Below are 26,450 nucleotides of genomic sequence, written 5' to 3' on the forward strand. Positions count from 1 at the left end.
AATTTACAGTCGGGGGAATGCATCCGGCTGTTTTATAACATCATTAACATGAGTGAAATGCAAGTGAAAATAATTAATGCCAAGCTGATATTACAGGATTATATTATTCCCGACGGATCTCTGTTGATCCGGGATGGAAAGATTGTCGAAATTCACGAATCACCTGTAGAAACGGAGAGTGATGAAACAGTTATAGATGCGGAAGGGATGTATGTATCACCCGGATTTATAGATATACATGTTCATGGCGGAGGTGGGGCGGATATCATGGATAATACGGTAGAAGCCTTTCTGATCGTTGCCGCTACACATGCAAAATATGGAACAACTGCCCTGTTGCCTACAACGCTCACTAGCGAAACTGCTGATTTAATTGATTTGTTTCACATGTATGAGCAGGCACTGTTACAAAATAAAGATGGTGCACGTTTTCTCGGGCTTCATCTGGAAGGACCTTATTTTGCTATGAACCAGCGCGGAGCTCAGGATCCGCGTTATATCCGAGATCCGGATCCGGCTGAGTATGAACCTATTTTGCGTGATTACCACCATCTCATAGCCCGATGGAGTGCAGCACCGGAATTGCCCGGAGCATTAATATTTGGTCGCAAAGTGCGTGAAAAGGATATTTTACTGGCATTAGCACATACAGATGCGGTATACGGGGAAATTATAGAGGGGCTGGAATCGGGATATAATCTCGCTACTCATCTGTATTCCGGAATGTCCGGTATGACCCGAAAGAATGCTTACCGATATGCGGGTACGATAGAAAGCTGCCTTTTGCTGGACGATATTCATGTCGAAATAATTGCAGATGGTGTACACCTCCCGGCTCCGTTTTTACAGTTAATCCATAAAACAAAAGGTACGGAGCGTATTACATTGATAACGGATGCAATGCGTGCAGCAGGAATGCCTGAAGGTAAAAGTGTATTAGGAAGTCTGCGAAATGGTTTAGAAGTAATTGTAGAGGACGGCGTAGCTAAGTTGCCGGATCGTTCTTCTTTTGCGGGAAGTGTGGCTACTATGGACAGATTGATCCGCACGATGCTGAGTGAGACTTCGGTAAGCCTGCTGGAAGTTATCCGTATGGTCAGTATCAACCCTGCCCGTCTGATAAAAAAAGATCAGGAAATAGGATCAATAGCAATAGGCAAAGATGCTGATCTGGTATTTTTTGATAAGGACATTAATATCCACAGAACCATTATTCAGGGCAGATCCGTTTATGAAAAGGAGAAATAGCCGGACTATTGAAAACTGACAGAATCCCGGACAATCAGTCTTCCGGGCAAAATAACATCTTTAGATTCATAATTCCGGTTTTTGATATGTTTGATTAGTAACTCGCAACTTCTCTTACCTATTTCAAAAGCAGGTTCTTCTATAGTAGTAAGGTTAGGCTCGACTACACTGGCAATTGGATCGTTCGTGAACCCAATAACACCAACTTCAGCACCTACCTGTATATGATGACGTTTTAGAGTGAGAATAGCTCCAACAGCTTTCCGGTCATTGACAGCAAAAATTGCATCAGGTCTTTGATGGAGAGCTACTAGTTTTTCTGTATCTTCAGATCCGTTTGTCTGCGAAAAACCGGAATGTATAATATAATCAGATAGTACAGGAAGTCTGTGCTGTTCTAATGCCCTGAGATAGCCATTCAGACGTTGTTGAGTGAATTTTAATTCTTTGGGGCCTGCAATATGAGCAATTCTGCTGTATCCGTGCTTTATAAGATAAGTGGTAGCTTCATAGGCACCTTGAAAATCATCCTGTAATACTTTTGAAGCCGTGCTATTCATCGGTGCGCGGTCGAAAAATACGATGGGCATACCATCATTCCGGAGTCTTTCAAAATGATCCTCCAGTAGGGAATCAGAGGAGATAGAAATCAGAAGACCGTCCAGACTTGTTATAGCCAGATTTTCCAGAAGATCACGCTCGCGTTCAGCATGATCGTTAGTTACATAAAGGATCACATTGTATCCAGATTCATACGCCTGCTCCTGTATACCCGATATAACTGTTGAAAAATAATAGTTCGTGATAAAGGGAATCACAATCCCGATATTCTTGGTACTGCCTGATGCAAGAGCTGCTGCATTTTTATTGGGTTTGAAATTAAGTTCCTTTGCGAGTTCAAGCACCCTGTTTCTGGTTTCAGGATTTACATCATAGGTATCCCGGAGTGCTCGAGAAACAGTGGAGACAGATATATTAAGGATATCTGCGATTTCTTTAATACCAATATTCTTTTTCATGACCGGTTTACTAAATTTCTAATATAATAAAACATCTTTAATTTATGGATGCTTCCACGGATTAAGAAGTCAGGATAATGATATTCCTTGCCGGAAAAAAAAGAAAGATTAAAAAAACGGGGTTGTATTGATTATTCAATACAACCCCGTCTCCTATATAGAAAAAATTGTTTTCTACTTTTCTAACAATTTGATATCTCTTTCGATAGATACGTTGTCGCCAGTTACAGCTTTACCATCTTTATCGACCAATGTCAGCTTGATCTTGGCATCACCCAAAGGAAGACCTTTGATCTCATATGGTGTCCACTGATCTAATGTAAAATCCTGTCCGTTTACACTCGCTACAACCTTATTCCCGTCAGCTGCTAACGTAGTATTCACCAGATAAAAATCTAACAACAGATTTTTAGTGTCTTCACCTTTATATTCTCCTTTAGGACGACTGTAAAATAGGGAGGCCTCTTTAGGAGTTGGAAGTTCAGTAATCTTTCCGGTATTATCGACCTTGAATTTTACCAATTTATAAGCATCTGCTGCTTTGATAGATTCATGATAAGAACGTGAAAGGAATGATAGCAGGTAATGCTCAGAATTAAGTGCTACTGTTACCGAATTTTCAGGTTTATACAATGCTGCATATGGCTTGTTATCCAAAATAAAATGAATATGTTGCCCATCATGCGAATTGGCCATATGATCTGCATGCTCATGAGTAGTTTGCTCGGTCAGTTTGAAATTTTCTACCGTGTACTTAACAGTTATTTTAGCAGAATCAGTTCCTGCTTTTTCAGATGTAAGGGACGCAATTTTTAAGGTAGCACCCGGAAACTCTTTAGAGTGACCGACTGGAGTAACTGTAACTTCTCCTGTCTTTGATGTATCTGACATGGAGGTAGAATCACCGCTGTCTCCGCCTGTAGTCTTTGTCGGATTATTACACGAAACTATAGTTGCTCCTACAGCAACAATAGCCAATGCCGATTTCCAAGATTGTTTTTTCATCTTAATAAATTTATAATTAATGATTACGATAAACTAATTTTAAGGATCAGGGACCCTATTTAATTAAAACAATAAATACAGAAAAAGGTTTCAGAAATAATTAAGCAAAGACAATATCTAAACTTTCAAAAATAGCTTTTTTTGCCTTTTGAAGATCTTCTTCTGTATGTGCCGCCGAAATAAAACCTACCTCATATCCGGAAGGGCCCATATAGATTCCTCTGTTCAGCAACTCACGGTGCATGACCTTATATTTTTCCATAGAAGCAGGGTCGATTTGATCTGCACGACGGATTTCCGTATTGGTCGTGAACGCAAACCAGAATATTGAGCCGATCGTAGGAATATTTAATTCATAACCATGCTGATCTGCATATTCCTGAATAGCCTGTACAAATGCTGTTGTTGTAGCAGCCAGTGTTTTGTAAAAATCCGGTTGAGCCAATATGTTCAGAGCAGCAATACCTGCCGACATGGCAACAGGGTTACCGGATAAAGTACCTGCCTGATATACATTTCCGTCAGGAGATATGCAGCCCATCAATTCTTTTGAAGCTCCGTAAGCTCCTACCGGCATACCTCCGCCGATAATTTTACCATAGGTGATAATGTCCGGTTGAATATTGTAATATGCTGCGGCTCCTTCAAAACCTAAACGGAATCCGGTAATTACTTCATCGAATATCAATAAAGATCCGTTTTCCTTAGTGATCTGACGTAACAAATTGATATACTCCTTTGTTTGAATCAGCAGTCCGTTATTAGCCGGAATACCTTCTATAATCACTGCTGCGATCTGATCTTTGAACTGTTGGAAAACAGTTTTTAAGGCCTCTTCATCGTTCAACGCGATTACAATGGTTTCATCTGCAAAAGATTTCGGAACTCCGGCTGATGAGGTCTCCCCGAATGTCACTAATCCTGATCCGGCTTTAACCAGTAAAGAATCGGAATGGCCATGGTAGCATCCCTCAAATTTGACAATTTTGTCTCTTTTTGTATAACCACGGGCCAGGCGTATCGCTGACATCACCGCTTCAGTACCTGAACTTACAAAACGGATCTTTTCCAGATATTTATTGTTGGATAGAATCAGTTCCGCTAATTCATTTTCTAATGCTGTTGGTGCACCAAAACTCAATCCTTTTCCCAATTGTGCTGTCACTGCTTCACGTACCTCATCATTATTATGGCCCAGGATCAGCGGACCCCAGGAGCAGCAGAAATCCACAAACTCGTTGCCATCTGCATCCCAGATATGTGCTTTGTCACCACGCTCAATAAATAAAGGGGTACCGTATACGGATTTGAAAGCACGAACAGGCGAATTTACGCCTCCCGGAAAATATTGTTTTGCTTTTTCAAATAGTTCTGCAGATTTAGCCCTTGAAATATCAGGGTAGGATGTATTACTCATATCGTTATTCTCGTTGTTCGTGTAAAATTATTCAATTATTTGTGAATTATAAGCCCAATTTTTCAAGTATGGAAAAGCTGTGACAAATAAAAAGGGCTTTATGATTTACATAAAAGCCCTTTTAGTACGATTGTAAATGTAAATAGTCTATAAGACCACTTTATCCAGAACAGGTACTTTGACGGTGCCGACTTCCGTCTTGATTTCGTCGTTTAACTGTTCAAAAATAACGATACTGTTACTGCCTTTTTTGAGATAGGGACCGGGAATATATAAGGTATGCTGAGGTCCTGTTTTCCAGTATCTTCCAATGTTGATCCCATTAATAAATACAATGCCTTTTCCCCACTTTTCCATATCAATAAATGTATCCCCGATTTCTTTTAAATCGAAAGCACCCTGATACAATACCGGCAGGCCCTTGAGAGCCGCGGTTTTTGAAGCATTTGTTTTAGTATTCTGAATAGCAACAGTCTGTTTGCCTCCAAGATCAGGTACTTTGTCCATAGGTAATTGTTGCATTGTCCAGTCTCCTGTGATTTCCATATCATTGATAAGCACCGGGGAGATTATGCCTTTTTGGTTATGAATAATTTCTGAGCCATAGTTGATTCTTCCCATATTTTCAACCAGAATCTGTAAAGTAGAATTAAAGGGAATATCAATATCCATTTCATAGTTTTTAAACACACGGTTTAGTTCACCTACTTTTATGCCGTCAACGTATACGACCGCAAAATCTCTCAAACCATCAATTTTTAACTTTCCATTTATAGGTTGATTAAACTGCTTACTGTATAAAACATAGCCATTTGCCTGATCCAGTTGTTCAAAGTTAAGAGGATTCTCATTGATCGTTGTTTTTGCTGACTTTGCGTAATCAAAAACATTTGCTACAGCAGTAAGTTTAATGGACGGAATCTCAATAACCGGATTTGCTTTAGGTACTGCCGGTATAGTATAATCGGCATATTTCTGTATCACCGTCCGGATAGAATCATATTTCGGAGTTGACCATCCTGCCTCACTTATAGGAGCATCATAATCATAACTGGTAATATCCGGTTGTATATCAGATTTATTATTGTAGTTTGCTCCTGAAGTGAAGCCGAAATTAGTTCCGCCATGTACCATGTAATAATTGAAGGAAATGTCATTTTGAAGATATTTCTCGGTTTGACGTGCTATTCTGCCTGCATCTACTTTTGCAAAAGGTTCTGCCCAGTGATCTAACCAGCCCGGATAAAACTCCGCTACCATATAAGGCCCCTGATTATTGTTATACTGATCAACTACTTTCTTAAGATTGGAGATGTTGTTTTCTCCGTTAGCTGTCGGTAATGCACCCGGAATAGCTCCGCCCTCAAACAACCAGCTTCCGTCTGAAGTAAACAAGGGAACATTGAAACCCGCTTCTTCCAATTGTTTTTTGATCTTAGCGTTATAGACTTTATGTTCCTCTAACGGGATATCTTTACGCTGGCTGACATAGGATCCGAATTCATTTTCGGCTTGAACCATTATAATGGGGCCTCCATTTGTAATCTGTAAACTTCCCACTTCCTGTGCCAGACGGTCAATGTACTTTTTTGTATACTCCAGAAATTTGGCATTGTCACGTCTTATTTCAAGGCCATCGATCTTTTGAAGCCACCATGGATATCCTCCAAAATCCCATTCTGCACAGGCATAAGGACCCGGACGGAGAATTACATGTAAACCCACTTCTCCGGCTGTTTTTATAAAAGCAGCTAAATCATGATCTCCTTCAAAGTTCCATTTTCCGGGACTTTCTTCATGAAAATTCCAGAATACGTAAGTAGCAACTGTATTAAGCCCCATTGACTTGACCATCTGAAGACGATGCTTCCAGTATTGATGAGGAATACGTGCATAGTGCATTTCACCGGATAATATGCGGGTTGCCTTCCCATCATATACAAAATTTCCGTCTTTGATCTCGAAAGTATGCTTTTTTTGAGCCTGAACATCCTGAAATGTAATAGCGCTAATAAAAGTGGTGGTGAGAATGGCATAACAGAATGCCTTTTTTATTAACTTCATCTTTAGATTGTGATTAAAGTGCTTGATTTATCTCATTTTAGAGATATTTATATGTAATGTTAAGGAAAAGTGTTGTTTTGATCAATGATAATTTAAAAACAAACGTTTGCGCCATCTATTTGTTACAATAATCGTATTAACAGTATTGAAATCTTGGATTTACTGATAGTAAATGTTCTTAATAGTATTAATTTGTTAAGTTAAAACTCAATTTTGCATCCTATCGGTGCCATATGATAATAGTCCTTAAGACTGTGCAGAGATTTTTAAAATAAAAAAGTCCGGCTTATTTTCCGGACTTTTTTATAACTGTAAATGCTGTGACTATTTAAGCCAGCCTTTTTCTAAAACCTCTTTGGCATGATATGTCAGAATTGCTGTTGCACCAGCACGTCTGAAACTCAATAATGTTTCCATTATCGAACGTTCTGCATCTAACCATCCGTTTTGGATAGCAGCTTTCAACATGGCATATTCACCACTTACATTATAGGCTGCAATAGGAAGATCGAAGTTGTCTGCTAATAGCTTTATGATATCGAGATAGGGAAGACCCGGTTTTACCATCAGGAAATCTGCGCCTTCTGCGGCATCAAGTTGCCCTTCAATAAGTGCTTCTTTACTGTTTGCAGGATTCATCTGATATGTTTTCTTATCTCCATGTTTTGGGGCAGATCCCAATGCATCCCGAAAAGGACCATAAAAAGCAGAAGCATACTTCGCAGTGTAAGACATCAGCGATACATGACTGAAACCATGCTGATCCAGATGTTCCCGAATATATCCGATACGTCCGTCCATCATATCAGACGGTGCAATAATATCAGCTCCTGCCTGAGCGTGAGCCAATGCCATCTTTCCTAATACATCCAGCGTCTCATCATTAAGAATTTCGCCGTTTTCAACGATTCCGTCATGTCCGTCACTGCTGTAAGGGTCCATTGCTACATCTGTAACGACACATGCTTCCGGAAAGTTTTTCTTTACTTCAGCTATAGCACGTAGATAAAGGCTACCATCTCTGTAGCTTTCTGTTGCATATTTATCCTTTAATGATTCTTCAATATTAGGGAATAAATCAAAGGATCTTAGTCCCAATTTCAGACAACTTTCCACCTCTCTTAACAGATTATCGATGGAATAGCGATAAATACCCGGCATAGAAGAAACTTCAGTTTTTTGCTGATTACCTTCTATAATAAATAGGGGGAAAATGAGATTGGACGCGTCTAAACGTGTCTCTTGAATCATGTCGCGGATCACGGCTGATTTACGATTTCTTCTCGGACGTTGTAACATGTTATATGTGTTTTAGAATCAAAAACAAGAGATAAAGGAGAGCCTTTTGTCTGACAGACTCTCTTTTACCTTTAAGTTTTCACTTTTGAATTTAATATTTCAATCCAAATACAGCCTCTGTCAGGCCGATTTCATCAGGCGAATAAGGGGTAACATAAGGTAATCCCATTTCGGCTATTTTGGCGCCTGTGGATTTGCCTATAGAAATAATCTGCTGTCCCGGTTCAATAAGATTGTCGATAAAATAGGCCTCGACATTACTTGGACTGGTAAAGATCAGAACTTCAGCAGTTGTAGCGGCTACGTTTTCATCAAGTACCGTTTCATAGACTGGCATATCAATGATTTTTGTATCCGCACTCATGGCTTTCTGTATCGTTTCTAATGAATCCTTTGCTCTTGGAAAAAGTACTGTCTGTCCATTTGCTATTTTAGCAAACTCAAGACCAATCTCATCCGTATGAATTCCGAAATCATCTCCGGAGAAATCAGCAACACGGTCATATTTACGCAATGCTTCTTCTGATCCTCTTCCTACTACCCCTATCTTTGTATGCTTGCGTAACTGCGGATCCAGCGAAAAGAAATGATCAATACCATTTCTACTTGCAAAGAATACCCAATCTACATGCTTTAAGATAAAAGGATCTAATTTGTTAATGATAGGATAGATGCGTATCAGAGAACGGGCATCAAGCTGGATATTATGCTTGGCCATGGCTCTGGCGAAATACGTGTTTTCGTCTATATCCCGTGATATAAAGATAGACGATGGAAGTTTGCGGTCCTTTGCAAATTTTGCAAAGATCTCTTCTGCCATTCCTTCCGTAGAATCACGCTGGATATATAATCTGTCCGGAAATTCATCGCTGGTTTCTGCAACAGATGTCCAGGCTTCATATTTACCTTCACTCTTGCGACAATAGCACCCGAGTGGAGCATGGCATCCGGCATCAAATAAGTTTAATACTTTACGTTCTACAGCTATTACTTCAGCTACTTCGTTATTATGAATGACTTGCAATGCTTCAAACAATTCCTGATCTGATTCGCGAATCTGTATGGCCAGCACACCTTGTGCGGGTGCCGGAATAAGCTCAACAGGAGGAATCTCTTCTACATAAAAATCTGAAAGATCCATATCTATACGTTCAACACCAGCTTTAGCCAGGATAATCGCATCATAATTCTCATCTCTCAGTTTCTGAATACGTGTTTGAAGATTGCCACGAAGGTCATCAAATTCCAGATCAGGACGTAAGGATAAAAGCTGTGCTTTTCTGCGGTTAGAAGACGTTCCTACCGTTGCATTATGCTTCAGTGAAAGACGCTTTTTAATATCTACACAGTCTTTTAATACAATCAGCAGTTCTGCAGGGCTTTCCCGTTCAGAAACAGCTGCAATAATTAATCCCGGAGGATTGACTGTAGGTAAATCTTTGTGAGAGTGAACAGCCAGATCAATCGTTGATGACAATAATTCTTCTTCCAGTTCTTTGGTGAAAAATCCTTTGCCCTCCAGTTTGTCCAGACGCAAATGCTGTATAATATCTCCCTGAGTCTTGATTACTTTCAATTCAGAGTCAATCCCCGCTGCTGCAAGTCTGTCTTTAATATGATTTGCTTGCCACATAGCGAGTTGGCTTCCGCGTGTTCCAATGATTAATTTTCTGTTCACGTTAATTAACTATATTAAATAGATTTAGAATAAGAAAGCACAAATTTAGCCAAATAGATGTATAATGCCGACATACCTATGTCAGATTAAGTCAATTTTTATAAAAATTAAAAGGAAAAATTATCGAAAACTAATTGTTTTCAGCCTCTGAAGTTTTGACCAGAATTTCTTTTGCCATTACCATAGGAACTTTGATATATTTCTTTTCCATATAGTTGATGACTTTTTCCAGTACTTCTCTTGCCTGAGGATCCAGTTTGCTGAGATCCTGAGCAAACACTTCATTAATCGCAAAAGACTTGATTTCCTTGATTTTTTCAGGGACTTGTCTCATAGCGACTTCCACACGACGCTGTTTGATGATAGGAAGAAATTCTTCAATATTCTGTTTGATGATGCACTCTGCACTAGTCAGCTCATCGTAACGTTCCTGAATATTTTTCTCAGCAATAGCCTGCAGACTGCTTACTTCAATATAGTGAATAGGATGGCGGGCAATTACTTCTGCATCAATATCATTTGGAATAGCGAGATCCACAATGATTTTTTTGTCTGTTTCGCCGTTTAGTAAAGATTCATACAGAGCGTTATTCACGATAGCATCCGGAGCTCCTGTACAGGTGATCAGAATATCGAAACCATTTTTATAATTACCCAACTCGCTTAATGGGTATACCTGTGCATTTAGTTCCTGCGCCAGAGTATGAGCATTCTCTACTGTACGGTTGAAAATTACAAAATTTTCAAACTTATGCTTTTGCAGATATTTCGCAAGATTCTGATTTGTCTCTCCGGATCCGATAACAAGGATGCGGGGATTATTTGTCAGCTTAAGCTCACGAAGTTTACGATAAGCTAAGGATACTACGGAAATAGGGTTGCGTGAAATCTTAGTGTAAGTATATACTTCCTTGGCTGTCTTGATCAGGCGATCCATCATCAGACGCAGAAAATCTCCTGTGAAACCCGCTTCGCGGCATCTTTCATAGGCTCTTCTTACCTGAGACAGAATTTCTTTCTCGCCAACGACAAGACTCTCAAGAGAACACGACATACGAAGCAGATGGTTTAATGCATCCAGTCCTTCATAGCGGTTTACCTGACCTAAGTAACATTGAAGACGTTCCTGAGGTACACAGAAGTTTAATTTTTCCATAAACTTCGCAACAAAGTCATCGCTCAGCTCATATGCTCCGTAAAATACAAATTCAACCCGGTTACAGGTGCCGATGTAAAAAATCTCTGGAATATCAAGGCTGTGCTTTAAGTTAATTAACCGACTCTCCAGTTCCTCATTACAGATTACCAGATTGCCAAGATCTTTTAACTCGACGTGCTTGTGTGTAAATGCTATAACTTTTAAATTCTTCAAAGCTGAATCTCGTTGCTCACTATTTTAGTAGTGCAAATGTAGTCTAATCGACTATGTATTATGTCAAAAATCTGTCAAACGGATGAATTTAGAACGATTATAAATAGTGTTAAAAATTTGTTAAAATGCTGTTAATCAATTTGTTGTTATATTTTTTGATTTAAAAATGTGATGTCAATCATTTAAATGATTTGGAACAAAAAGTATTTATTATCTGTGAGGCGGAGCAATTGACAGTAAAATGACAGTTTTGGTTGTTTTTTGTAACGAGGGTTAAAAGGCTTGTCAATCCGCTTAACAATGGATTTGAACCTTTAAAATGATAGCTCCTTATGTGTAATAAAAGTTTATATCCGGAAGATGATAGATCGGGAAAGTATCTTTATTTTTGCCGTAAAATAAGAAAGAAATTATGCTAATCATTCGAAAGAATTTTGCACTTGCGGGTGTGATCCTGTGTCTGTTGTCCGGGATGCTACCTATGCTGAAGGTCCCTATTAAAGGAAACTGGAATTTATACCAGACAGATGAAGCTCTGTTTTTCATTACCTATGGTATCATTGGGATTACAGGATTGTTGTTTTTTATTCGTCAGCTCAAAGGCTATCGTTTGATGACCCGCATCGCTGCAGGCTGGTATCTTTTAAGTATTTCGGCCGTGTACTTTAAGATCAATAATTATTTCGGATGGAAGTTTGCAGACGGTTTGCTATCCAAAGCAATTCATATGCGTTGGGGATGGGTTGTATATCTAATAGGCATATTGTGTTTGCTGATAAGTACTAAACAGCTGAAACAGGCTGAACAAAATGTATAAAATAAGCCCGGGTTTTCCGGGCTTATTTTTTTTGAGGTCTGTTAGAAATAAAATGGGATTGCAATTTATCCAAACCAATATTTTCCTCTTCTTTATCCAATACATAGTGCCAGACCTTCTCGCGGAGTGTGTCGTTCATCAGCTTCGCATTCGTCAGATCTACAGGCCGTACCCGTTGTTCTTTCTCTATTGGCTGATTTATTTTCTGTGCCGAACGGCTGTGTTTGATGATCTGAAAATGAAAATTTGGCCAATTTCCAACAGCTGAAAAATTGCCGGAGAAAAACTGTACAGCATCATGCGGGCTCACCATTCCGGCAAATATTCCTTTTGCCTTCGCGTTGCTAATCTCAGATACACTCACTAAAAGCTCGTAAGAAGTCTCATTGATGATGTGCAATTTTGCTAAGCCTTCTTTCTGGTCTCCTGATACAGCAAGCAGAATGCCTTTTTCTACAAATTTTGCAGGCTCTATTATTTTGGTTTCTGTAACCTCATCATCTTCACGGTTCATATTACCGTGTACTAGTGTAATTTTACTCGTCAGTACAGGGATTTCAAATCCTGTTTCATCTGTTACACCTACTATATCATTATCCTGAAAAGATGTTACGTGGCCTTCTATAGGCTCGTCAACAAATCTTACCAGATCTCCGATTTTGAATTTCATATGTATATAATTTGATTTTTCAATGGTCATATGGAATATCCAAACTTTATTTATTCGTGTTTGTGCAGTCTGTACTACATGGATATTTCATATGTATTTAAGTTATTTTTTCAATTGCTATTTGCTAACGAACAGTTCCGGACTTATGCATTTGTGTCTTGGTGGTCTGTTTTAAGTAAATAATTTCTATTTTTTTATTTTGGCAATGTGTCTATGACCTGTAATAATCGCTCCAGATCCTTTGTGTCATTATACAAATGAAATCCTATACGTATACCCGTTCCACGCGGAAAACATTTAATGCCGTTTTCCATTAAAGTCGTAAAATGATTTGGATCGATCTGTAAATTGAAAATAGTACTTCCGTTCTTTCGCTTTTTTACAATATTTGTCAACAGGTTTCTTTTTTCAAACTCTTCCCTTGCATGCTCAGATAGCCGGGAAGTATAGGCTGCTGTATGCTGAATACCGAGCAGCTGAAAAAACTGTAAAGATTTCTGGAGTGTACCCTGAGCCAATGTATCTACATGGCCAGGCTCAAAATATAACTGCAATATGCTCTTTCCTTCCCACATTTTTTCAAATACGGGCTTCTGTTGTTGAGCTGTCTGATAGAGTTTGCTTTTCAAGAGGTCATTAAGGATAAAAAAACCGTTTCCAAAACCGGAGAGTAACCATTTGTATCCGCTGGTGCCTATTCCGTCAAAACCTGAGGTTTCAAAATCAAAGGGTTCTGTACCCAGATATTGTGTGCCGTCACCTATAATCAACAGATCCGGATGAGTCGCTTTTAGTTCCTGAATAAAAGACAGATCGATTTTAATGCCTGAGATATACTGAACAATGCTACATATAAATACATCGGGTTTGTAATGACGGATAGCTTCCAGAATATTCTGTTCCATGTTTTCATCAATGTTCACAAAAGTATGATCAAATCCACGGCTGATAACGGGAAAATTGACAGAAGGATAATCTTCATTCAGTAACAGTATACGTACATCTGCAGGGAGACCGTTAAGTATGACATTAAAGCCATGTGAAAAGTTTGGTGTACAGTAGATATTTTGTGTAGCTGTGTGCGTAAATTCAGCTATAGTCTGCTTTACCTGTTGAATAAATACTCCCTGTTGTTCTCTTAATATGGTGTCCGTCATATGAAAATCCGTATCATATTGTGACCGCCATTTCTTTATTTCTTTGGTAATAAGACCTGATCCGGGAGTTGTTAAATAGCTGATATTTTCAGGAATATCAAAATATGATTTGTATTGCTGAGACATGCGTTTAAGTGTTAAGTATATTTAGATAGTTTTCCTGTGAAATCATTTCACCACCCATAGAAGCGAGATGATCTGTATGGAACTGGCAATCTACAAATTTGAGATCAAAAAACTGAAATAAATGGATAAGAGCTATCTTAGATGCGTTGGGCACTTTTGAAAACATACTTTCTCCGCAGAAGACCTGCCCGATCAGTACACCATATAATCCACCAACGAGCTGACCATCCTGCCATACCTCAATAGCGTGAGCATAACCAGATTGGTGAAGCCTGATGTAAGCATCAATCATATCAGCAGTGATCCATGTACCGTCCTGATCTTTGCGCTCTATTTTGGCACATTGACGGATTACCCTTTCAAAGGCTGTATTAAGCGTAACTTTAAACTGTGCTTTACGCAATATCTGCTTCATACTCTTGCTGACTTTTAATTTTTCAGGAAAGATTACAAAGCGTTCATGAGGAGCATACCAAAGAATCGGACTGTCATCACTAAACCAGGGAAAGATTCCGTTGCTGTAAGCGAGTAGCAGACGGTCGGGACTTAAATCGCCACCGACAGCCAGCAAGCCGTCTTCTTCTGCGTATTTTGGATGAGGGAAACTCAGATCCTGATCATCGAGTTGAAAAATCATATACTTATTCCATAAAAAAACCAGATTGTTTAATCTGGTTGTCTTGGTTCTTTGCTGATCTCGTCAAAGATCTTGTCCATATGTTCTACATATTCATTGGTGTCATCGAGGAAGAACTCAAGTTGCGGAACTATCCGAGCCTGATTCTTGATTCTTGACCCAAGTTTATATCTTATTTCTGAAGTTTTTGTGCGTATTGCCTTGATATCTTCCGGAGCTGTTTTTGTATTTAAGAAACTCAGATATACACGGGCTATTGCCAGATCGGGAGTTACACGTACACGAGTTACGGTAATAAAAGCACCCGGTGCCCAGTTGTTCCCGTCGCGTTGGAAGAGTTCTGCCAAATCCTGCTGAATGACTCCGGCAAACCGTTGCTGTCTTTTACTTTCTGTAGCCATAGTTGGAAATTGAGATGATAATATACAAAGATACAGTTTAAATTTTGAAAAGTCTTTTTGCAGCCTGTCAAAAACAAAAAAGGCTTGTCGTGGGTGCTGACAGGCCTTTTGCTCAAAATTAGTTTATAATTGGCTAGGTTGTAATATTTTTTTCAAGTTTTAAGACTTTTGGGTCTATCATAGTTGGTTTACTTTTGTTTTGTTGAAAAAGGTGAGTGTTAACTCATCCGTTCCTTTTTCTCTCTTTCCATTCTCCCTTTGTTGTCACAAACATATGGATATAAATTATTTGTACAAAGTCTTTTTTTAAAAAAAGTAACCGCTCACTCACTAACTGTTTTTCGATAAATTTCAAAAATAACCCTTAACATAGCGTTAACATGGTTTTTACGTTGTTTAAACATGCTTTATTTAGAGCTAAAAATCATGACCAAAATATAATAAGTCAGCGAATGAGTTGATAATGTTCTCCATATTTCTGCAAATCGGTATGCCAGCTCCTTTGTATTATGCTGATTTTCTATGGATTCTTAAATAGATGCACAAACATAATATGAGCTTTCGAAAACAAAAACGTAAACATCGAATTGCATTGTTTTATTTAAATTTCAAATGGTATTTTTGTACACCTTAAAAAGATAAAAGCATGAAGATCTGGCAAAAAAATATTGATGTGGATTCCCTGGTAGAAACATTTACAGTAGGTAACGATCGGGTAATGGACTTGCAGCTGGCGGAAGCCGATGTATTGGGCTCATTAGCACACACACGTATGCTTAATAGTATAGATCTGATGTCAGATGAAGATCTAGCTGTCGTTCAGAAAGAACTTAAAAATATCTACCGTGAAATTCAGGAAGGTAATTTTCAAATTGAGGATTCAGTTGAAGATGTGCATTCTCAGGTAGAAATGCTGCTTACGCAAAGAATAGGTGAGGCTGGAAAAAAAATACATTCAGGAAGATCCCGAAATGATCAGGTTCTGGTAGATCTTAAATTATACTTCCGTTCGGAAATTCAAAGCATAGTGCAGAATACAACGCACTTTTTTGATCAGTTGCTTACGTTGAGTGAACAATACAAACAGGTATTGATTCCGGGCTATACACATTTACAGATTGCAATGCCTTCTTCCTTTGGACTTTGGTTTGGAGCATATGCAGAGAGTCTTGTAGACGATATGGAGCTGATGAAGGCAGCATGGAAGGTGTGTAATAAAAATCCGTTGGGATCTGCAGCCGGATACGGTTCATCTTTTCCATTGAATCGTACACTTACAACGGAGTTGCTGGGGTTTGAGGATCTTAACTATAATGTGGTGTACGCACAGATGGGGCGTGGCAAGACAGAACGAATACTTGCTCAGGGTATGAGCGCAATTGCAGCAACCCTTGCCAAGTTTGCGATGGATGTAACACTATACATTAATCAGAATTTTGGTTTTATCTCTTTTCCTGCGCATCTGACTACAGGATCCAGTATTATGCCTCATAAAAAAAATCCGGATGTGTTCGAATTGATTCGCTCACGTTGTAATAAGATACAGGCATTACCCAATGAAATTGCTTTGATGACCACCAATCTCCCGTCCGGATATCACAGAGATCTGCAATTATTGAAAGAAAATCTTTTCCCGGCTTTTAAATCACTAAATGAGTGTCTGGAAATCGCAACTTATATGTTAGCGAATATCTCAGTCAAAGAAAATGTATTGGATGATCCTAAATACGATTATTTATTTTCAGTAGAAGTGGTTAATAATGAGGTGTTGAAAGGTGTTCCATTTAGAGAAGCGTATAAAAATATTGGTTTGGCTATTGAAGAAGGAACTTTTCAACCTTCTAAGGAAGTAAATCATACCCATGAAGGAAGTATAGGTAATCTGTGTAATGACCATATAAGACGGATGTTTGAACAGGTCAAGGCTGATTTTGGTTTTGAAAAAGTGGATAACGCTTTGCAGGCGTTAGTAAAATAAAATCTCGAATAGGAGAATAATACAGAAAGGCTTCAGGAATTTTATTCCTGAAGCCTTTTCTTTTCAGAACCTCACCTTAACCCTCTACTTGGAAAGGAGAAGGAAATATATTGATATAGGTTGTATTCTTTATTTTTGAATTGAAAACTTAAAATGAGTTTCTGAAGTAAATACTTCCCCTTTTTTCAGCAAGGTAGTCGGAAATTGCAGTTGATTAGGGCTGTCCGGATAGTGTTGAGTCTCCAGACAAAACCCTGCATACGGTAAATACTTGTGTCCGGATTTCCCGATATCATTTCCGGTCATCCAGTTACCGGTATAAAGCTGTACTCCCGGCTCTGTTGTCAGCACATCCATTCGTATTCCGGAAGCAGGTGAGAATACAGAAGCACATGGACTTGAAATAGGAATAGCATTTACAAAGCAATGGTCATAGCCTTTGGCCGCAATTAGCTGTTCATCATTTGCCGCTATATCCTTTGCGATGGTTTTGAACTCTCTGAAGTCAAAAGCAGTGCCTTCAACAGGTATGACAGCATTTGGAATCTGATGTTCATCTACAGCAAGATATTCACTGGAATTGATCTGTAAGTGATGATTAAGAATATCGCCATTACCTTCACCATTGAGATTGAAGTATGTATGATTGGTGAGGTTGATAACAGTATCCTGGTCTGATTCTGCACGATACTTGATAATGATTTCATTCTCATCCGTCAAAGAATATGAAACGACAACACTCAGGTTGCCGGGAAAACCTTCTTCCCCGTCTTTCGAAACATAGTAAAATTCCACATATGACTCCTGATTCATTCTTCTGTCCCAAACACGGCGATGAAATCCTTCTATTCCACCGTGAAGTGAGTTGATCCCGTTATTCTGATCCAACGTATAAGAAGAACCGTTTATTTCAAATTTGCCATTGGCAATACGATTAGCAAAACGGCCTGCTGTAACACCGTGATACTGCTCGTCTGCTTCATAATATTTCTGAATTGAATCAAAACCCAGTGCAACGTCTCTTAGATTTCCTTTTTGATCCGGAACTAAAATACTGACTATACGTGCTCCATAATCACTTAAAGCAACTTGCATTCCTCTGGCATTTTTCAGGATGAAGAGATGCGTGTTTTTGTCTTTAAGTTGACTTTCAAAATTTTTGGAGGAAGGTAGTTGATATATCATGATTATGGGTTCTAAAAAATTACTCTAATTTAAGTATTTTTATAGTGTAAACGAAACATTGATCAAGGTAGTTTATCTGGATTGACCCCAGATGATAGCATGAACGATTGTTCGTTATAGAAAGAATTCTTACCCTGTAAACACAAATAAAAATGCCTGTTCGTATCAATGTGGTCAATTCTCTGGAAGATTTTTGTAAGGATATACAGAATCTTATAACTGCAGGAGGATATCATCTTTACCTTATGAAAATAGCAAAAAGTAAAAGAGAGACTATCCGGCTCAATGAATCTATAGAGGATATATCCAGCCTGTTGAATAAAGACTATCACGCTTTTTATATTACTTCAGAAGTATACGATGAAGACAGAAATTCCAGCTTCTTTGACGATGATTTTTTTCATTATGTGATCGAAGGGCTTGGTGGACGGTCAACAGATAGTGAAATAGAAAATATCAATTTGCGTATTGTTTCAAAGACACCTGATAAAAAAATAACGTCTTTGATGAACGCAATTGACAGGCTTTTGAAAAAGAGTGAAGTATACGGAAGAGGAATTAATCCATCCTCCGGTAGTCTGTATAAAAATGCTTTCTATAAAAAAGAAATCGTTTTCAATAAAACCTGCTGGTTTGATTTTCAGCGAAAATTTCATCCTATAGATTTCGGAGACTGATTTGTGTCCACAGAACTTTCATTGAAATAAAGTCATGTTCGGATTAAGGATTTGCACATCAGAGACTAAATATTTAAGTTTGTGTTAAAGCCGATTGTAAATGGATACATACAATAATCCGATTTTGGAGCAGTTACCCGCACATCTTAAGAAATATGTTGTGCCTCAGCAATACGAAAGATACACACCCGTGGACCAGGCTATCTGGCGCTATGTTATGCGTCAAAATTATGCTTATCTTAAAGATGTAGCCTATTACCCTTACATTCCCGGGCTAAAAAAGGCTGGGTTGACAATCGAGCATATTCCGGATTTGCAGGCAATGAATGACAGTTTGAAACAAATAGGCTGGGGAGCTGCTACGGTAGACGGATTCATTCCGCCATCGGCATTTATGGAATTTCAGGCACATCGTGTATTGGTAATTGCTGCGGATATCCGTCAGCTTGAGCATATTGAGTATACACCGGCTCCTGATATTATCCACGAATCATCGGGCCATGCACCTATTATAGGTGAGCCTGAGTATGCAGAATACTTGCAGTATTTTGGTGAGATAGGGTCGAAAGCTATGTTTTCTGCTCAGGATTTTGCTTTATATGAAGCGATCAGAAGTCTTTCCATCATTAAAGAAAAGAATAGTGCAACAAGTCATGAAATAGAAGAGGCCGAATTACACCTGAAAAATGTTCAGGAGAATATGGGTGATCCTTCTGAAATGGCTTTACTAAGCCGACTGCACTGGTGGACGGTTGAATATGGCCTTATCGGAACTCCTGATGTTCCGAAAATTTACGGTGCCGGTTTGTTATCTTCAATAGGAGAAAGTGCTTCGTGTATGCGTAAAGAAGTTCCAAAATTACCTTATAGTCTGGATGCATTGAATTACGCATATGATATAACTAAGCCTCAGCCACAATTATTTGTCACTCCGGATTTTTTGCATCTGAGAAATGTATTGGATGATTTTGCCAATACAATGGCTTTCCGGATCGGAGGGAAGGATAGTGTGGATAAAGCCATTGCCTGTCAGAATGTATGTACGGTTGTATATAGTTCAGGATTGCAGGTTTCTGGAATATTCCAAAAGGTAAGCGATGATGATACGTTGTTCTATATTAAATCTGCAGGGCCTACAGCACTGTCTTGTCAAAATAAACAATTGAAGGGGCATGGCAAGAACTACCATCAGGAAGGATTTGGTTCTCCTGTAGGACTTTTGAAAGGAACTAATGTCGCCTTAGAAGATTTTACAGATGATGAATTGGCGAAGTATGATATTGTTGAAGGAAAGGAAACTGTCCTTACTTTTGAATCCGGTATAGAAGTCAGAGGTTTGGTTCAGTCAGTTCTTCGTCAGAATGGAAAACTAATTTTGGTGTCTATGGCACCTTGTCAGGTAGTAGAGATCGAGAGTTGTCAGCTGTATTTTGATCCGGAATGGGGCACATATGATATGGCTGTAGGTAAAGAAATTGTATCGGTTTATTGCGGTGCCGCTGATAAAGATGCATTTGAACAGGAATCTACGGTATCACAGACAAAAACTGTTCATCAGGTATATGATGAACAGACATTAACTTTACATCAGATCTATGCCCGTATCAGAAAAGAAAGGGAAAGCAAATCCTCATCACAAACCTTAAAAGGTCTGTATGCCGAACTTTCAGACCGCTATCCGGATGACTGGTTAGGACTTTTAGAAATCCTGGAAATAGCAGTTAAAGAACAATGGGAAGATCTTGCTTCTTCAGTAGAGGATACACTTCTGAAAATACAGGATAAACATGTTCATCTTATCAAATTAATCCATGACGGAATACGACTAGCAAAAGATGATCAGGTGGGTATACTACTGACGGAGTAACAGGATCTGCCAGGCTTTTTGAAGTTCTCCGATGTCCAGTAATCTAGCTGCCTGCGTATGTTGCTCCTTTTGGAATCTGACAGGATCATCTTTCCATCTTTCCAGATTGGACAGGATATCCTGATCGATTGAAGAGCTGCCTTCCGTGTGAGATTCCGGTATTACTTCAACATTTGCCAGCAAACCCAGATGATTGCCTGTGAGAACAGAAGAAAAACGTATGCTTTCCGGTAGCTGATCTATTCCGATTCCAAGGTTGCGCAGGGGCTTGGGAACCTTAAATAAACTTTCCTCTGTTACGCGACAGTACCAGTCACCACCCAATCTTGCAACAAGATCCAGCTTTGCCTGATCAACCTGATTGTTACTGTCTAATAAATCTCCGTGAATATGCATACATACAACTTCCGCCAGTACAAGATTCCCGGCTCCAGGCTCATCACTCAGTGCGATGATTTCTTTTACCTTACACTCCAGCTGTACAGGGGATTCCGCAACCCGTGGAGGTCTTACATGTGTGGATGGCAGAGCTGTAAAGCCGGATTTTTCAAATTCATTGATACCCTTCGCATATTCTGTACTGGCAAGTGATTGCTGCTGTACCATATCGTAGTTGACAATATTGATGACAACTTCATTTACTTCTTTTATATTTTCAAGTGTATGCTTGGTCGTTCCGTCCCGCATCCTTCTTAAAGGAGAAAAAACACAGACAGGAGGTTGGTGAGACATTAAATTGAAATAGCTGAAGGGGCTGAGGTTGACCTGACCTGCAGCATCTATTGTACTTGCAAAACATATGGGACGCGGAGCAATGGCATATTTGATAAGGTTATCAAAAATAGCCTGTTGCTGGATGGGATCTATTACTTTAGTTTTGATATCGGACATATACTATTCAATTAAAAACGAAAATATAAAAGCTTGTAAAAAAGGATATTTTAATATTTATTTATGGGATCCAGAACAACAGTATTCTCCAGCTGTCCCAGTCCGGTAACTTGCATGCTGATGTGATCTCCGGGCTGCAGCCATTGTATCTCATAATTCGGATCATTCCGTTTACCAGTACCGTTGAGTTCCAGAAAGCATCCCGTGCCAACAGTTCCTGATCCGATGAGATCTCCGGGGAAAACCTCGACTCCGTAAGAAACACGCTCTATGATTTCTGCGAAGGTCCAGTTCATATCTGCCATATTACCTGCGGATACCTGTTTTCCGTTTACGGTACAGCTCATATGCAGGTTGTACGTATCTCCTGTGTGTCCTTCAGGTGTTGCAACCTTATAAGACTCCAGTTCATCTTTTGTTACCATATAAGGGCCGATCATCGTCGCAAAATCTTTCCCTTTTGCCGGTCCCAGGTTGAGTTTCATTTCTTCCATCTGAAGTTGTCGGGCGCTCAGATCATTCATAATCATATATCCTGCTATGTACTGATCCGCTTCAGATGCCGGGATATTCTTTCCCCTTTTATTCAGTACAATGGCAACTTCAAGTTCAAAGTCAAGTTGATCAAAATGCAAAGGCATACAAGATACACTGCCTGGCCCCATTATAGCGCGATGATTCGAAAAATAAAAAACAGGAAACTTATCAAATTCCGGAATCATCTCCAGGCCACGGTTACGCCTTGATGTAGATACATGCTGGCGAAAAGCATAGGCATCCCGAAAGGTCGATGGATAAGGTACCGGAGCTAATAACCTGACAGTACTTTTGTCAAGTGCAATGTTCCTGAATTTTCCTTCTTTAGCCAGGTCAACAGCTTGTAACATCGCTTGCATACACTGCTCACCTCCTGTCAGAAAATCGTTCATAGATACGGGTAAACCTGAATCTGTCAGACTGCAGATATAGATCAGGTCATCCAAAAGAAATCCAAGTTGCTCCTTGTTATCATATTCGCATGTTACAAGTTTCATATCAAAATAGAGCTGTTAAAATCATCACAAATAAGGAATATTGGGTAAATATAATGATGATCTGAATTATTTATGCAATATCTAAAAAAGATGTAGTAAATAAATCTTATATTTGAGATAAACTTATACACCAGTTATGAACATCTTTGGACTACAGTACCTTACGGTATCCACGGGCATGATCGCTTTAGTAAAAGCGATGATTGCAGATGTTGTTTTTGCCCAATACTAGGCATTTCTTTTCTTGCGCCAAATAATCCTTTGGCAAGTTTAATACTATAATTGTTTCATATTTTTAAAATAGACTTTATCATGCCAATTTATCATCAATTGGGAAAAGTCCCTCAAAAAAGACACACTATTTTCCGAAAACCCAACGGCGAACTGTTCTCTGAAGAACTGGTGTCAACTCATGGCTTCTCCAGTACGTATTCTCTGGTATATCATTGCTACCCGCCTACATTAGTGAAGCAGATCCGGGATCCGTATGATGTATCTCCACGCATAGCGCGTGAAAAACACCTCAAACACACCAGTCTGAAAGGTTTTAAAGTACAACCTAAAGATGATTACCTCGAAAGCCGTACACCTGTACTGGTCAATCAGGATCTTCATGTGTCACTTGCGGCTCCAAGACTTTCCATGAAGGATTACTTCTATAAAAATAGTCAGGCGGATGAGATCATCTTTATCCATGAAGGCAGCGGTGTGCTGCAAACAGGTTACGGAAAGATCCGGTTTGAATATGGCGACTATCTGGTCATTCCCCGGGGTGTTATTTATCAGTTACATTTTGATAATCCGGACAACAGGCTGTTTATCGTGGAGTCTTTTTCTCCGATCCGTACGCCTAAACGTTACCGGAATGAATTCGGACAGCTTATGGAGCATGCGCCGTTTTGTGAGAGAGATATCAAACGGCCGGAAGATCTGGAAACGATAGATCAAACCGGAGAATTTGAAATCAGAATCAAAAAACAAGGACTTATATATCCCTATGTATATGGCAGTCATCCCTTTGATTTTGTGGGTTGGGACGGATATCATTATCCATGGGCATTTTCTATTCATGATTTTATGCCTATTACCGGTAAACTTCATCAGCCTCCGCCGGTGCATCAGACTTTTGAGACGGAAACATTTGTACTCTGTAGTTTTTGTCCGAGATTATATGATTATCATCCTCAGTCTATTCCCGCTCCGTACAACCATAGCAATGTAGATTCAGATGAGGTATTGTATTATGTGGACGGAGATTTTATGAGCCGCAAGAGTGTAGAACGCGGGCAGATCACCTTGCATCCCGGAGGTATTCCGCATGGGCCACATCCGGGTACAGTGGAGAAAAGTATAGGGCAGACAAAAACAGAAGAACTGGCAGTCATGATCGATCCATTCAGGCCGTTGATGCTGACAGAAGAAGCATTAGAAATTGAAGATCAGGAATATTATAAATCCTGGATAGGTTAAAAAAATAAAAAAAACAGCAGCATTATGGCACAGACATTTGCAGAAAAAATAGCTTTGGCGCAGGATTTTCTGCCCATCAACGGAACAGATTACATTGAATTCTATGTAGGTAATGCCAAGCAGGCAGCACATTACTATAAAACAGCATTTGGGTTTCAGTCAGAAGCCTATGCAGGCCCCGAGACTGGTGTTAGAGATCGGGCTTCTTATGTATTAAAACAGAATAAAATCAGACTCGTGTTGACGACCGCATTGCGCTCTGAGCATCCTGTAGCCGAACATGTCAAAAAGCATGGTGACGGTGTCAAAATCCTTGCGCTTTGGGTAGATGATGCTACAAAATCATTTGAGGAGACAGTAAAGAGGGGCGCAAAACCTTATCAGGAACCTCAGGTAATGAAAGATCAGCATGGAGAAGTATGTACTTCAGGGATCTACACGTACGGAGAAACCATCCACATGTTTATAGAGCGTAAAAATTATACGGGGACATTTATGCCGGGCTATGAAGTCTGGGACAGCGACTATCAGCCTGAAGAAACCGGATTGCAGTATATTGATCATTGTGTAGGTAATGTGGGATGGAATAAGATGAATGAAACTGTAGAGTGGTATCAGCATGTGATGGGATTTGTAAATGTCCTTTCTTTTGATGACAAACAAATCAATACGGAATATTCTGCCCTGATGAGTAAGGTGATGAGTAACGGAAACGGATATGTGAAATTTCCGATTAATGAACCTGCAGAAGGCAAGAAAAAATCACAGATTGAAGAGTACCTGGAATATTATGAAGGAGAAGGGGTGCAACATGCAGCACTGGCAACAAAGGATATTGTAGGTACAGTCAAAGCGCTTAAAGCGAGAGGAGTAGAGTTTTTGGGTGCTCCGCCAGAAGCGTATTATGATATGTTGCCAGATCGTGTTGGCGTGATTGATGAAGAAATAAAAGTGATTCAGGAATTGGGGATACTGGTCGATAGGGATGATGAGGGTTATCTGCTTCAAATATTTACAAAACCTGTAGAAGACAGACCTACACTTTTTTATGAGATCATACAACGCAAAGGAGCGCAAAGCTTTGGAGCCGGAAATTTTAAAGCTTTATTTGAAGCCATTGAACGGGAACAGGAAAAACGAGGTAATCTGTAGACATATTATTTTTAAAAAACAGCCAATTTATGAAAGAACTTTTGCAGGCTTTTGAGCGTAAAAGACCCGAAATTATATTTGAATGGAAAGACAATGAGACTGAAGCTGAAGGCTGGGTAGTGATCAACTCCCTTCGGGGTGGTGCTGCCGGCGGCGGCACCCGGATGCGGGCAGGTTTGGATCGGAACGAGGTGGAATCGCTCGCTAAGACTATGGAAGTTAAATTTACCGTCTCCGGTCCCGCTATCGGTGGAGCAAAATCAGGAATAAATTTTGATCCTGCTGATCCCCGTAAAGAAGCAGTACTGGACCGCTGGTTTAAAGTTGTCACACCTTTACTCAAAAATTATTATGGTACAGGAGGAGACTTGAATGTCGATGAAATACATGATGTAATACCGCTGACAGAACAGTACGGACTGTGGCATCCGCAGGAAGGAGTATTGAACGGACATTTTAATGTTCGTGAAAAGGATCGTATACATCAGATCGGACAGTTGCGTTACGGTGTCTCTAAAGTGCTGGAAGATGCAGCCTTCAGTCCTGATCTGAAGCGAAAATATAAAGTGGCCGATATGATAACGGGGTATGGAGTGGCAGAATCTGTAAAACACTTTTACAATCTTTATGGGGATACCTGTGCAGGAAAGCGTGCTATTATTCAGGGCTGGGGAAATGTTGCCGCTTCGGCAGCTTTTTATCTGAGCCGGCTTGGTGTGCAAATAGTGGGGATAATTGATCGGGCAGGAGGACTGATCAATAGAGAAGGATTTACAGAAGAAGAGATCACTACGCTTTTTCTCAATAGAAAAAAGAATGAACTGTATACTCCGGATCTGTTGCCCTTTGCACAGATCAACGAAGAAGTGTGGAATATCGGTGCGGAAATATTTATTCCGGCAGCCGCTTCACGTCTGGTCTCAAAAGAGCAGGTCAGTCTGTTAGTGGATAACGGGTTGGAAGTCATCGCTTCAGGAGCGAATGTGCCTTTTGCAGACAGAGAGATATTTTACGGGCCGGTGATGGAATTTGCAGATCAGCAAGTGGCAGTCATTCCTGATTTTATTGCCAATAGCGGAATGGCAAGAGTCTTTGCCTACCTGATGCAACCAAATGTAGAGATCAGTGATGAAGCTATTTTTTCGGATGTGTCTTCTGTTATTTTTAATGCCCTGCAAAAGATCCGTAACACAACAGCAGAGCGGATACATGTATCTTCTCATGCTTATGAAATCGCATTAAAAGAATTGGTATAAATCTCATTTCAGTAGCATTCATAGCAAAAC

General features: G+C 39.6%; 22 protein-coding genes. 8 read left to right on the plus strand and 14 right to left on the minus strand.

All coding sequences use genetic code 11. The annotated features are described in order from the left end of the window. Window positions 1–57: 57 nt before the first annotated feature. Window positions 58–1,248, plus strand: coding sequence for an N-acetylglucosamine-6-phosphate deacetylase (gene nagA / locus B4B65_RS03360; protein WP_293914071.1), 1,191 nt, complete (start codon window positions 58–60; stop codon window positions 1,246–1,248). A 5-nt stretch (window positions 1,249–1,253) separates the two neighbouring features. Here nagA and B4B65_RS03365 read toward each other — a convergent pair whose 3' ends face one another. From B4B65_RS03365 to hemA, 7 genes are all read right to left on the minus strand, one after another. After that, window positions 1,254–2,267 carry a LacI family DNA-binding transcriptional regulator gene (locus B4B65_RS03365; RefSeq protein ID WP_293913324.1) on the minus strand — a complete coding sequence of 338 codons (1,014 nt, stop codon included), beginning with the start codon at window positions 2,265–2,267 and terminating at the stop codon, window positions 1,254–1,256. A 174-nt stretch (window positions 2,268–2,441) separates the two neighbouring features. Next, window positions 2,442–3,272, minus strand: coding sequence for a hypothetical protein (locus B4B65_RS03370; protein ID WP_293913326.1), 831 nt, complete (start codon window positions 3,270–3,272; stop codon window positions 2,442–2,444). A 100-nt stretch (window positions 3,273–3,372) separates the two neighbouring features. After that, window positions 3,373–4,689 carry a glutamate-1-semialdehyde 2,1-aminomutase gene (gene hemL, locus B4B65_RS03375; protein ID WP_293913328.1) on the minus strand — a complete coding sequence of 439 codons (1,317 nt, stop codon included), beginning with the start codon at window positions 4,687–4,689 and terminating at the stop codon, window positions 3,373–3,375. 147 nt (window positions 4,690–4,836) lie between these two features. Continuing rightward, on the minus strand, window positions 4,837–6,753 hold the full coding sequence (locus B4B65_RS03380; RefSeq protein WP_293913330.1) for a glycoside hydrolase family 35 protein: 1,917 nt from the start codon (window positions 6,751–6,753) through the stop codon (window positions 4,837–4,839). Window positions 6,754–7,077: 324 nt separating this feature from the next. Further along, window positions 7,078–8,052: a porphobilinogen synthase gene (gene hemB / locus B4B65_RS03385; RefSeq protein ID WP_293913332.1), complete on the minus strand. Its 975-nt coding sequence runs from the start codon at window positions 8,050–8,052 to the stop codon at window positions 7,078–7,080. Between the two features lie 91 nt (window positions 8,053–8,143). Then, on the minus strand, window positions 8,144–9,730 hold the full coding sequence (hemC, locus tag B4B65_RS03390; RefSeq protein WP_293913334.1) for a hydroxymethylbilane synthase: 1,587 nt from the start codon (window positions 9,728–9,730) through the stop codon (window positions 8,144–8,146). A gap of 130 nt (window positions 9,731–9,860) precedes the next feature. Then, window positions 9,861–11,102 carry a glutamyl-tRNA reductase gene (gene hemA / locus B4B65_RS03395; RefSeq protein WP_293913336.1) on the minus strand — a complete coding sequence of 414 codons (1,242 nt, stop codon included), beginning with the start codon at window positions 11,100–11,102 and terminating at the stop codon, window positions 9,861–9,863. Window positions 11,103–11,514: 412 nt separating this feature from the next. Between hemA and B4B65_RS03400 the strand changes: the two genes are divergently transcribed. Next, window positions 11,515–11,919 carry a hypothetical protein gene (locus B4B65_RS03400; RefSeq protein ID WP_201681480.1) on the plus strand — a complete coding sequence of 135 codons (405 nt, stop codon included), beginning with the start codon at window positions 11,515–11,517 and terminating at the stop codon, window positions 11,917–11,919. Window positions 11,920–11,941: 22 nt separating this feature from the next. Here B4B65_RS03400 and B4B65_RS03405 read toward each other — a convergent pair whose 3' ends face one another. The 4 genes from B4B65_RS03405 to rbfA form a co-directional block, all read right to left on the minus strand. Continuing rightward, window positions 11,942–12,589, minus strand: a complete 648-nt coding sequence (locus B4B65_RS03405) for a hypothetical protein (protein WP_293913339.1) — start codon at window positions 12,587–12,589, stop codon at window positions 11,942–11,944. Window positions 12,590–12,783: 194 nt separating this feature from the next. Further along, window positions 12,784–13,872, minus strand: coding sequence for an aminotransferase class V-fold PLP-dependent enzyme (locus B4B65_RS03410; RefSeq protein WP_293913341.1), 1,089 nt, complete (start codon window positions 13,870–13,872; stop codon window positions 12,784–12,786). A gap of 4 nt (window positions 13,873–13,876) precedes the next feature. Beyond that, window positions 13,877–14,509, minus strand: coding sequence for a leucyl/phenylalanyl-tRNA--protein transferase (gene aat / locus B4B65_RS03415; RefSeq protein WP_293913343.1), 633 nt, complete (start codon window positions 14,507–14,509; stop codon window positions 13,877–13,879). A gap of 29 nt (window positions 14,510–14,538) precedes the next feature. After that, window positions 14,539–14,910, minus strand: a complete 372-nt coding sequence (gene rbfA, locus B4B65_RS03420; protein WP_003008319.1) for a 30S ribosome-binding factor RbfA — start codon at window positions 14,908–14,910, stop codon at window positions 14,539–14,541. A gap of 646 nt (window positions 14,911–15,556) precedes the next feature. Between rbfA and argH the strand changes: the two genes are divergently transcribed. Then, window positions 15,557–16,888 carry an argininosuccinate lyase gene (gene argH, locus B4B65_RS03425; protein ID WP_293913346.1) on the plus strand — a complete coding sequence of 444 codons (1,332 nt, stop codon included), beginning with the start codon at window positions 15,557–15,559 and terminating at the stop codon, window positions 16,886–16,888. A 129-nt stretch (window positions 16,889–17,017) separates the two neighbouring features. On the opposite strand, the gene B4B65_RS03430 is transcribed toward argH, so the two are convergent. Further along, entirely contained in the window at window positions 17,018–18,073 is a 1,056-nt protein-coding gene (locus B4B65_RS03430; RefSeq protein ID WP_293913348.1) for an aldose epimerase family protein, read from the minus strand. A gap of 152 nt (window positions 18,074–18,225) precedes the next feature. Between B4B65_RS03430 and B4B65_RS03435 the strand changes: the two genes are divergently transcribed. After that, the gene (locus B4B65_RS03435) at window positions 18,226–18,750 is read left to right on the plus strand and encodes a hypothetical protein (RefSeq protein WP_293913350.1); all 525 of its coding nucleotides are present in this window, start codon (window positions 18,226–18,228) and stop codon (window positions 18,748–18,750) included. A 100-nt stretch (window positions 18,751–18,850) separates the two neighbouring features. Then, window positions 18,851–20,617: an aromatic amino acid hydroxylase gene (locus B4B65_RS03440; RefSeq protein ID WP_293913352.1), complete on the plus strand. Its 1,767-nt coding sequence runs from the start codon at window positions 18,851–18,853 to the stop codon at window positions 20,615–20,617. On the opposite strand, the gene B4B65_RS03445 is transcribed toward B4B65_RS03440, so the two are convergent. Then, window positions 20,603–21,508, minus strand: coding sequence for a flavin reductase family protein (locus B4B65_RS03445; protein ID WP_293913353.1), 906 nt, complete (start codon window positions 21,506–21,508; stop codon window positions 20,603–20,605). The two genes, B4B65_RS03440 and B4B65_RS03445, sit on opposite strands and share 15 nt — an antisense overlap. A 50-nt stretch (window positions 21,509–21,558) precedes the next feature. After that, complete coding sequence (locus B4B65_RS03450; RefSeq protein ID WP_293913355.1) at window positions 21,559–22,542, minus strand: fumarylacetoacetate hydrolase family protein; 984 nt, start codon at window positions 22,540–22,542, stop codon at window positions 21,559–21,561. Between the two features lie 312 nt (window positions 22,543–22,854). Here B4B65_RS03450 and B4B65_RS03455 point away from each other — a divergent pair, with 312 nt between their 5' ends. From B4B65_RS03455 to B4B65_RS03465, 3 genes are read left to right on the plus strand one after another with little or no spacing between them, the layout of a single operon-like run. Continuing rightward, complete coding sequence (locus B4B65_RS03455; protein WP_293913357.1) at window positions 22,855–24,012, plus strand: homogentisate 1,2-dioxygenase; 1,158 nt, start codon at window positions 22,855–22,857, stop codon at window positions 24,010–24,012. Between the two features lie 24 nt (window positions 24,013–24,036). After that, on the plus strand, window positions 24,037–25,164 hold the full coding sequence (gene hppD, locus B4B65_RS03460; protein WP_293913359.1) for a 4-hydroxyphenylpyruvate dioxygenase: 1,128 nt from the start codon (window positions 24,037–24,039) through the stop codon (window positions 25,162–25,164). A 29-nt stretch (window positions 25,165–25,193) separates the two neighbouring features. Further along, complete coding sequence (locus B4B65_RS03465) at window positions 25,194–26,420, plus strand: Glu/Leu/Phe/Val dehydrogenase dimerization domain-containing protein (protein ID WP_293913361.1); 1,227 nt, start codon at window positions 25,194–25,196, stop codon at window positions 26,418–26,420. The last annotated feature ends 30 nt before the right edge of the window (window positions 26,421–26,450 follow it).

This window comes from Sphingobacterium sp. UBA5789 (assembly GCF_002418355.1).
Lineage (GTDB): Bacteria > Bacteroidota > Bacteroidia > Sphingobacteriales > Sphingobacteriaceae > Sphingobacterium.

What these genes read in the sequence shown, in the direction of transcription:
- B4B65_RS03400 (WP_201681480.1), top strand. Translation starts at nt 11,515, where the DNA reads ATGCTAATCATTCGAAAGAATTTTGCACTTGCGGGTGTGATCCTGTGT.
- B4B65_RS03435 (WP_293913350.1), top strand. Translation starts at nt 18,226, where the DNA reads ATGCCTGTTCGTATCAATGTGGTCAATTCTCTGGAAGATTTTTGTAAG.
- hemB (WP_293913332.1), bottom strand. Translation starts at nt 8,052, where the DNA reads ATGTTACAACGTCCGAGAAGAAATCGTAAATCAGCCGTGATCCGCGAC.
- B4B65_RS03455 (WP_293913357.1), top strand. Translation starts at nt 22,855, where the DNA reads ATGCCAATTTATCATCAATTGGGAAAAGTCCCTCAAAAAAGACACACT.
- B4B65_RS03430 (WP_293913348.1), bottom strand. Translation starts at nt 18,073, where the DNA reads ATGATATATCAACTACCTTCCTCCAAAAATTTTGAAAGTCAACTTAAA.
- aat (WP_293913343.1), bottom strand. Translation starts at nt 14,509, where the DNA reads ATGATTTTTCAACTCGATGATCAGGATCTGAGTTTCCCTCATCCAAAA.
- B4B65_RS03380 (WP_293913330.1), bottom strand. Translation starts at nt 6,753, where the DNA reads ATGAAGTTAATAAAAAAGGCATTCTGTTATGCCATTCTCACCACCACT.
- B4B65_RS03450 (WP_293913355.1), bottom strand. Translation starts at nt 22,542, where the DNA reads ATGAAACTTGTAACATGCGAATATGATAACAAGGAGCAACTTGGATTT.
- rbfA (WP_003008319.1), bottom strand. Translation starts at nt 14,910, where the DNA reads ATGGCTACAGAAAGTAAAAGACAGCAACGGTTTGCCGGAGTCATTCAG.
- argH (WP_293913346.1), top strand. Translation starts at nt 15,557, where the DNA reads ATGAAGATCTGGCAAAAAAATATTGATGTGGATTCCCTGGTAGAAACA.
- B4B65_RS03465 (WP_293913361.1), top strand. Translation starts at nt 25,194, where the DNA reads ATGAAAGAACTTTTGCAGGCTTTTGAGCGTAAAAGACCCGAAATTATA.
- B4B65_RS03405 (WP_293913339.1), bottom strand. Translation starts at nt 12,589, where the DNA reads ATGAAATTCAAAATCGGAGATCTGGTAAGATTTGTTGACGAGCCTATA.
- nagA (WP_293914071.1), top strand. Translation starts at nt 58, where the DNA reads ATGCAAGTGAAAATAATTAATGCCAAGCTGATATTACAGGATTATATT.
- hppD (WP_293913359.1), top strand. Translation starts at nt 24,037, where the DNA reads ATGGCACAGACATTTGCAGAAAAAATAGCTTTGGCGCAGGATTTTCTG.
- B4B65_RS03445 (WP_293913353.1), bottom strand. Translation starts at nt 21,508, where the DNA reads ATGTCCGATATCAAAACTAAAGTAATAGATCCCATCCAGCAACAGGCT.
- B4B65_RS03440 (WP_293913352.1), top strand. Translation starts at nt 18,851, where the DNA reads ATGGATACATACAATAATCCGATTTTGGAGCAGTTACCCGCACATCTT.
- B4B65_RS03365 (WP_293913324.1), bottom strand. Translation starts at nt 2,267, where the DNA reads ATGAAAAAGAATATTGGTATTAAAGAAATCGCAGATATCCTTAATATA.
- B4B65_RS03410 (WP_293913341.1), bottom strand. Translation starts at nt 13,872, where the DNA reads ATGTCTCAGCAATACAAATCATATTTTGATATTCCTGAAAATATCAGC.
- hemL (WP_293913328.1), bottom strand. Translation starts at nt 4,689, where the DNA reads ATGAGTAATACATCCTACCCTGATATTTCAAGGGCTAAATCTGCAGAA.
- B4B65_RS03370 (WP_293913326.1), bottom strand. Translation starts at nt 3,272, where the DNA reads ATGAAAAAACAATCTTGGAAATCGGCATTGGCTATTGTTGCTGTAGGA.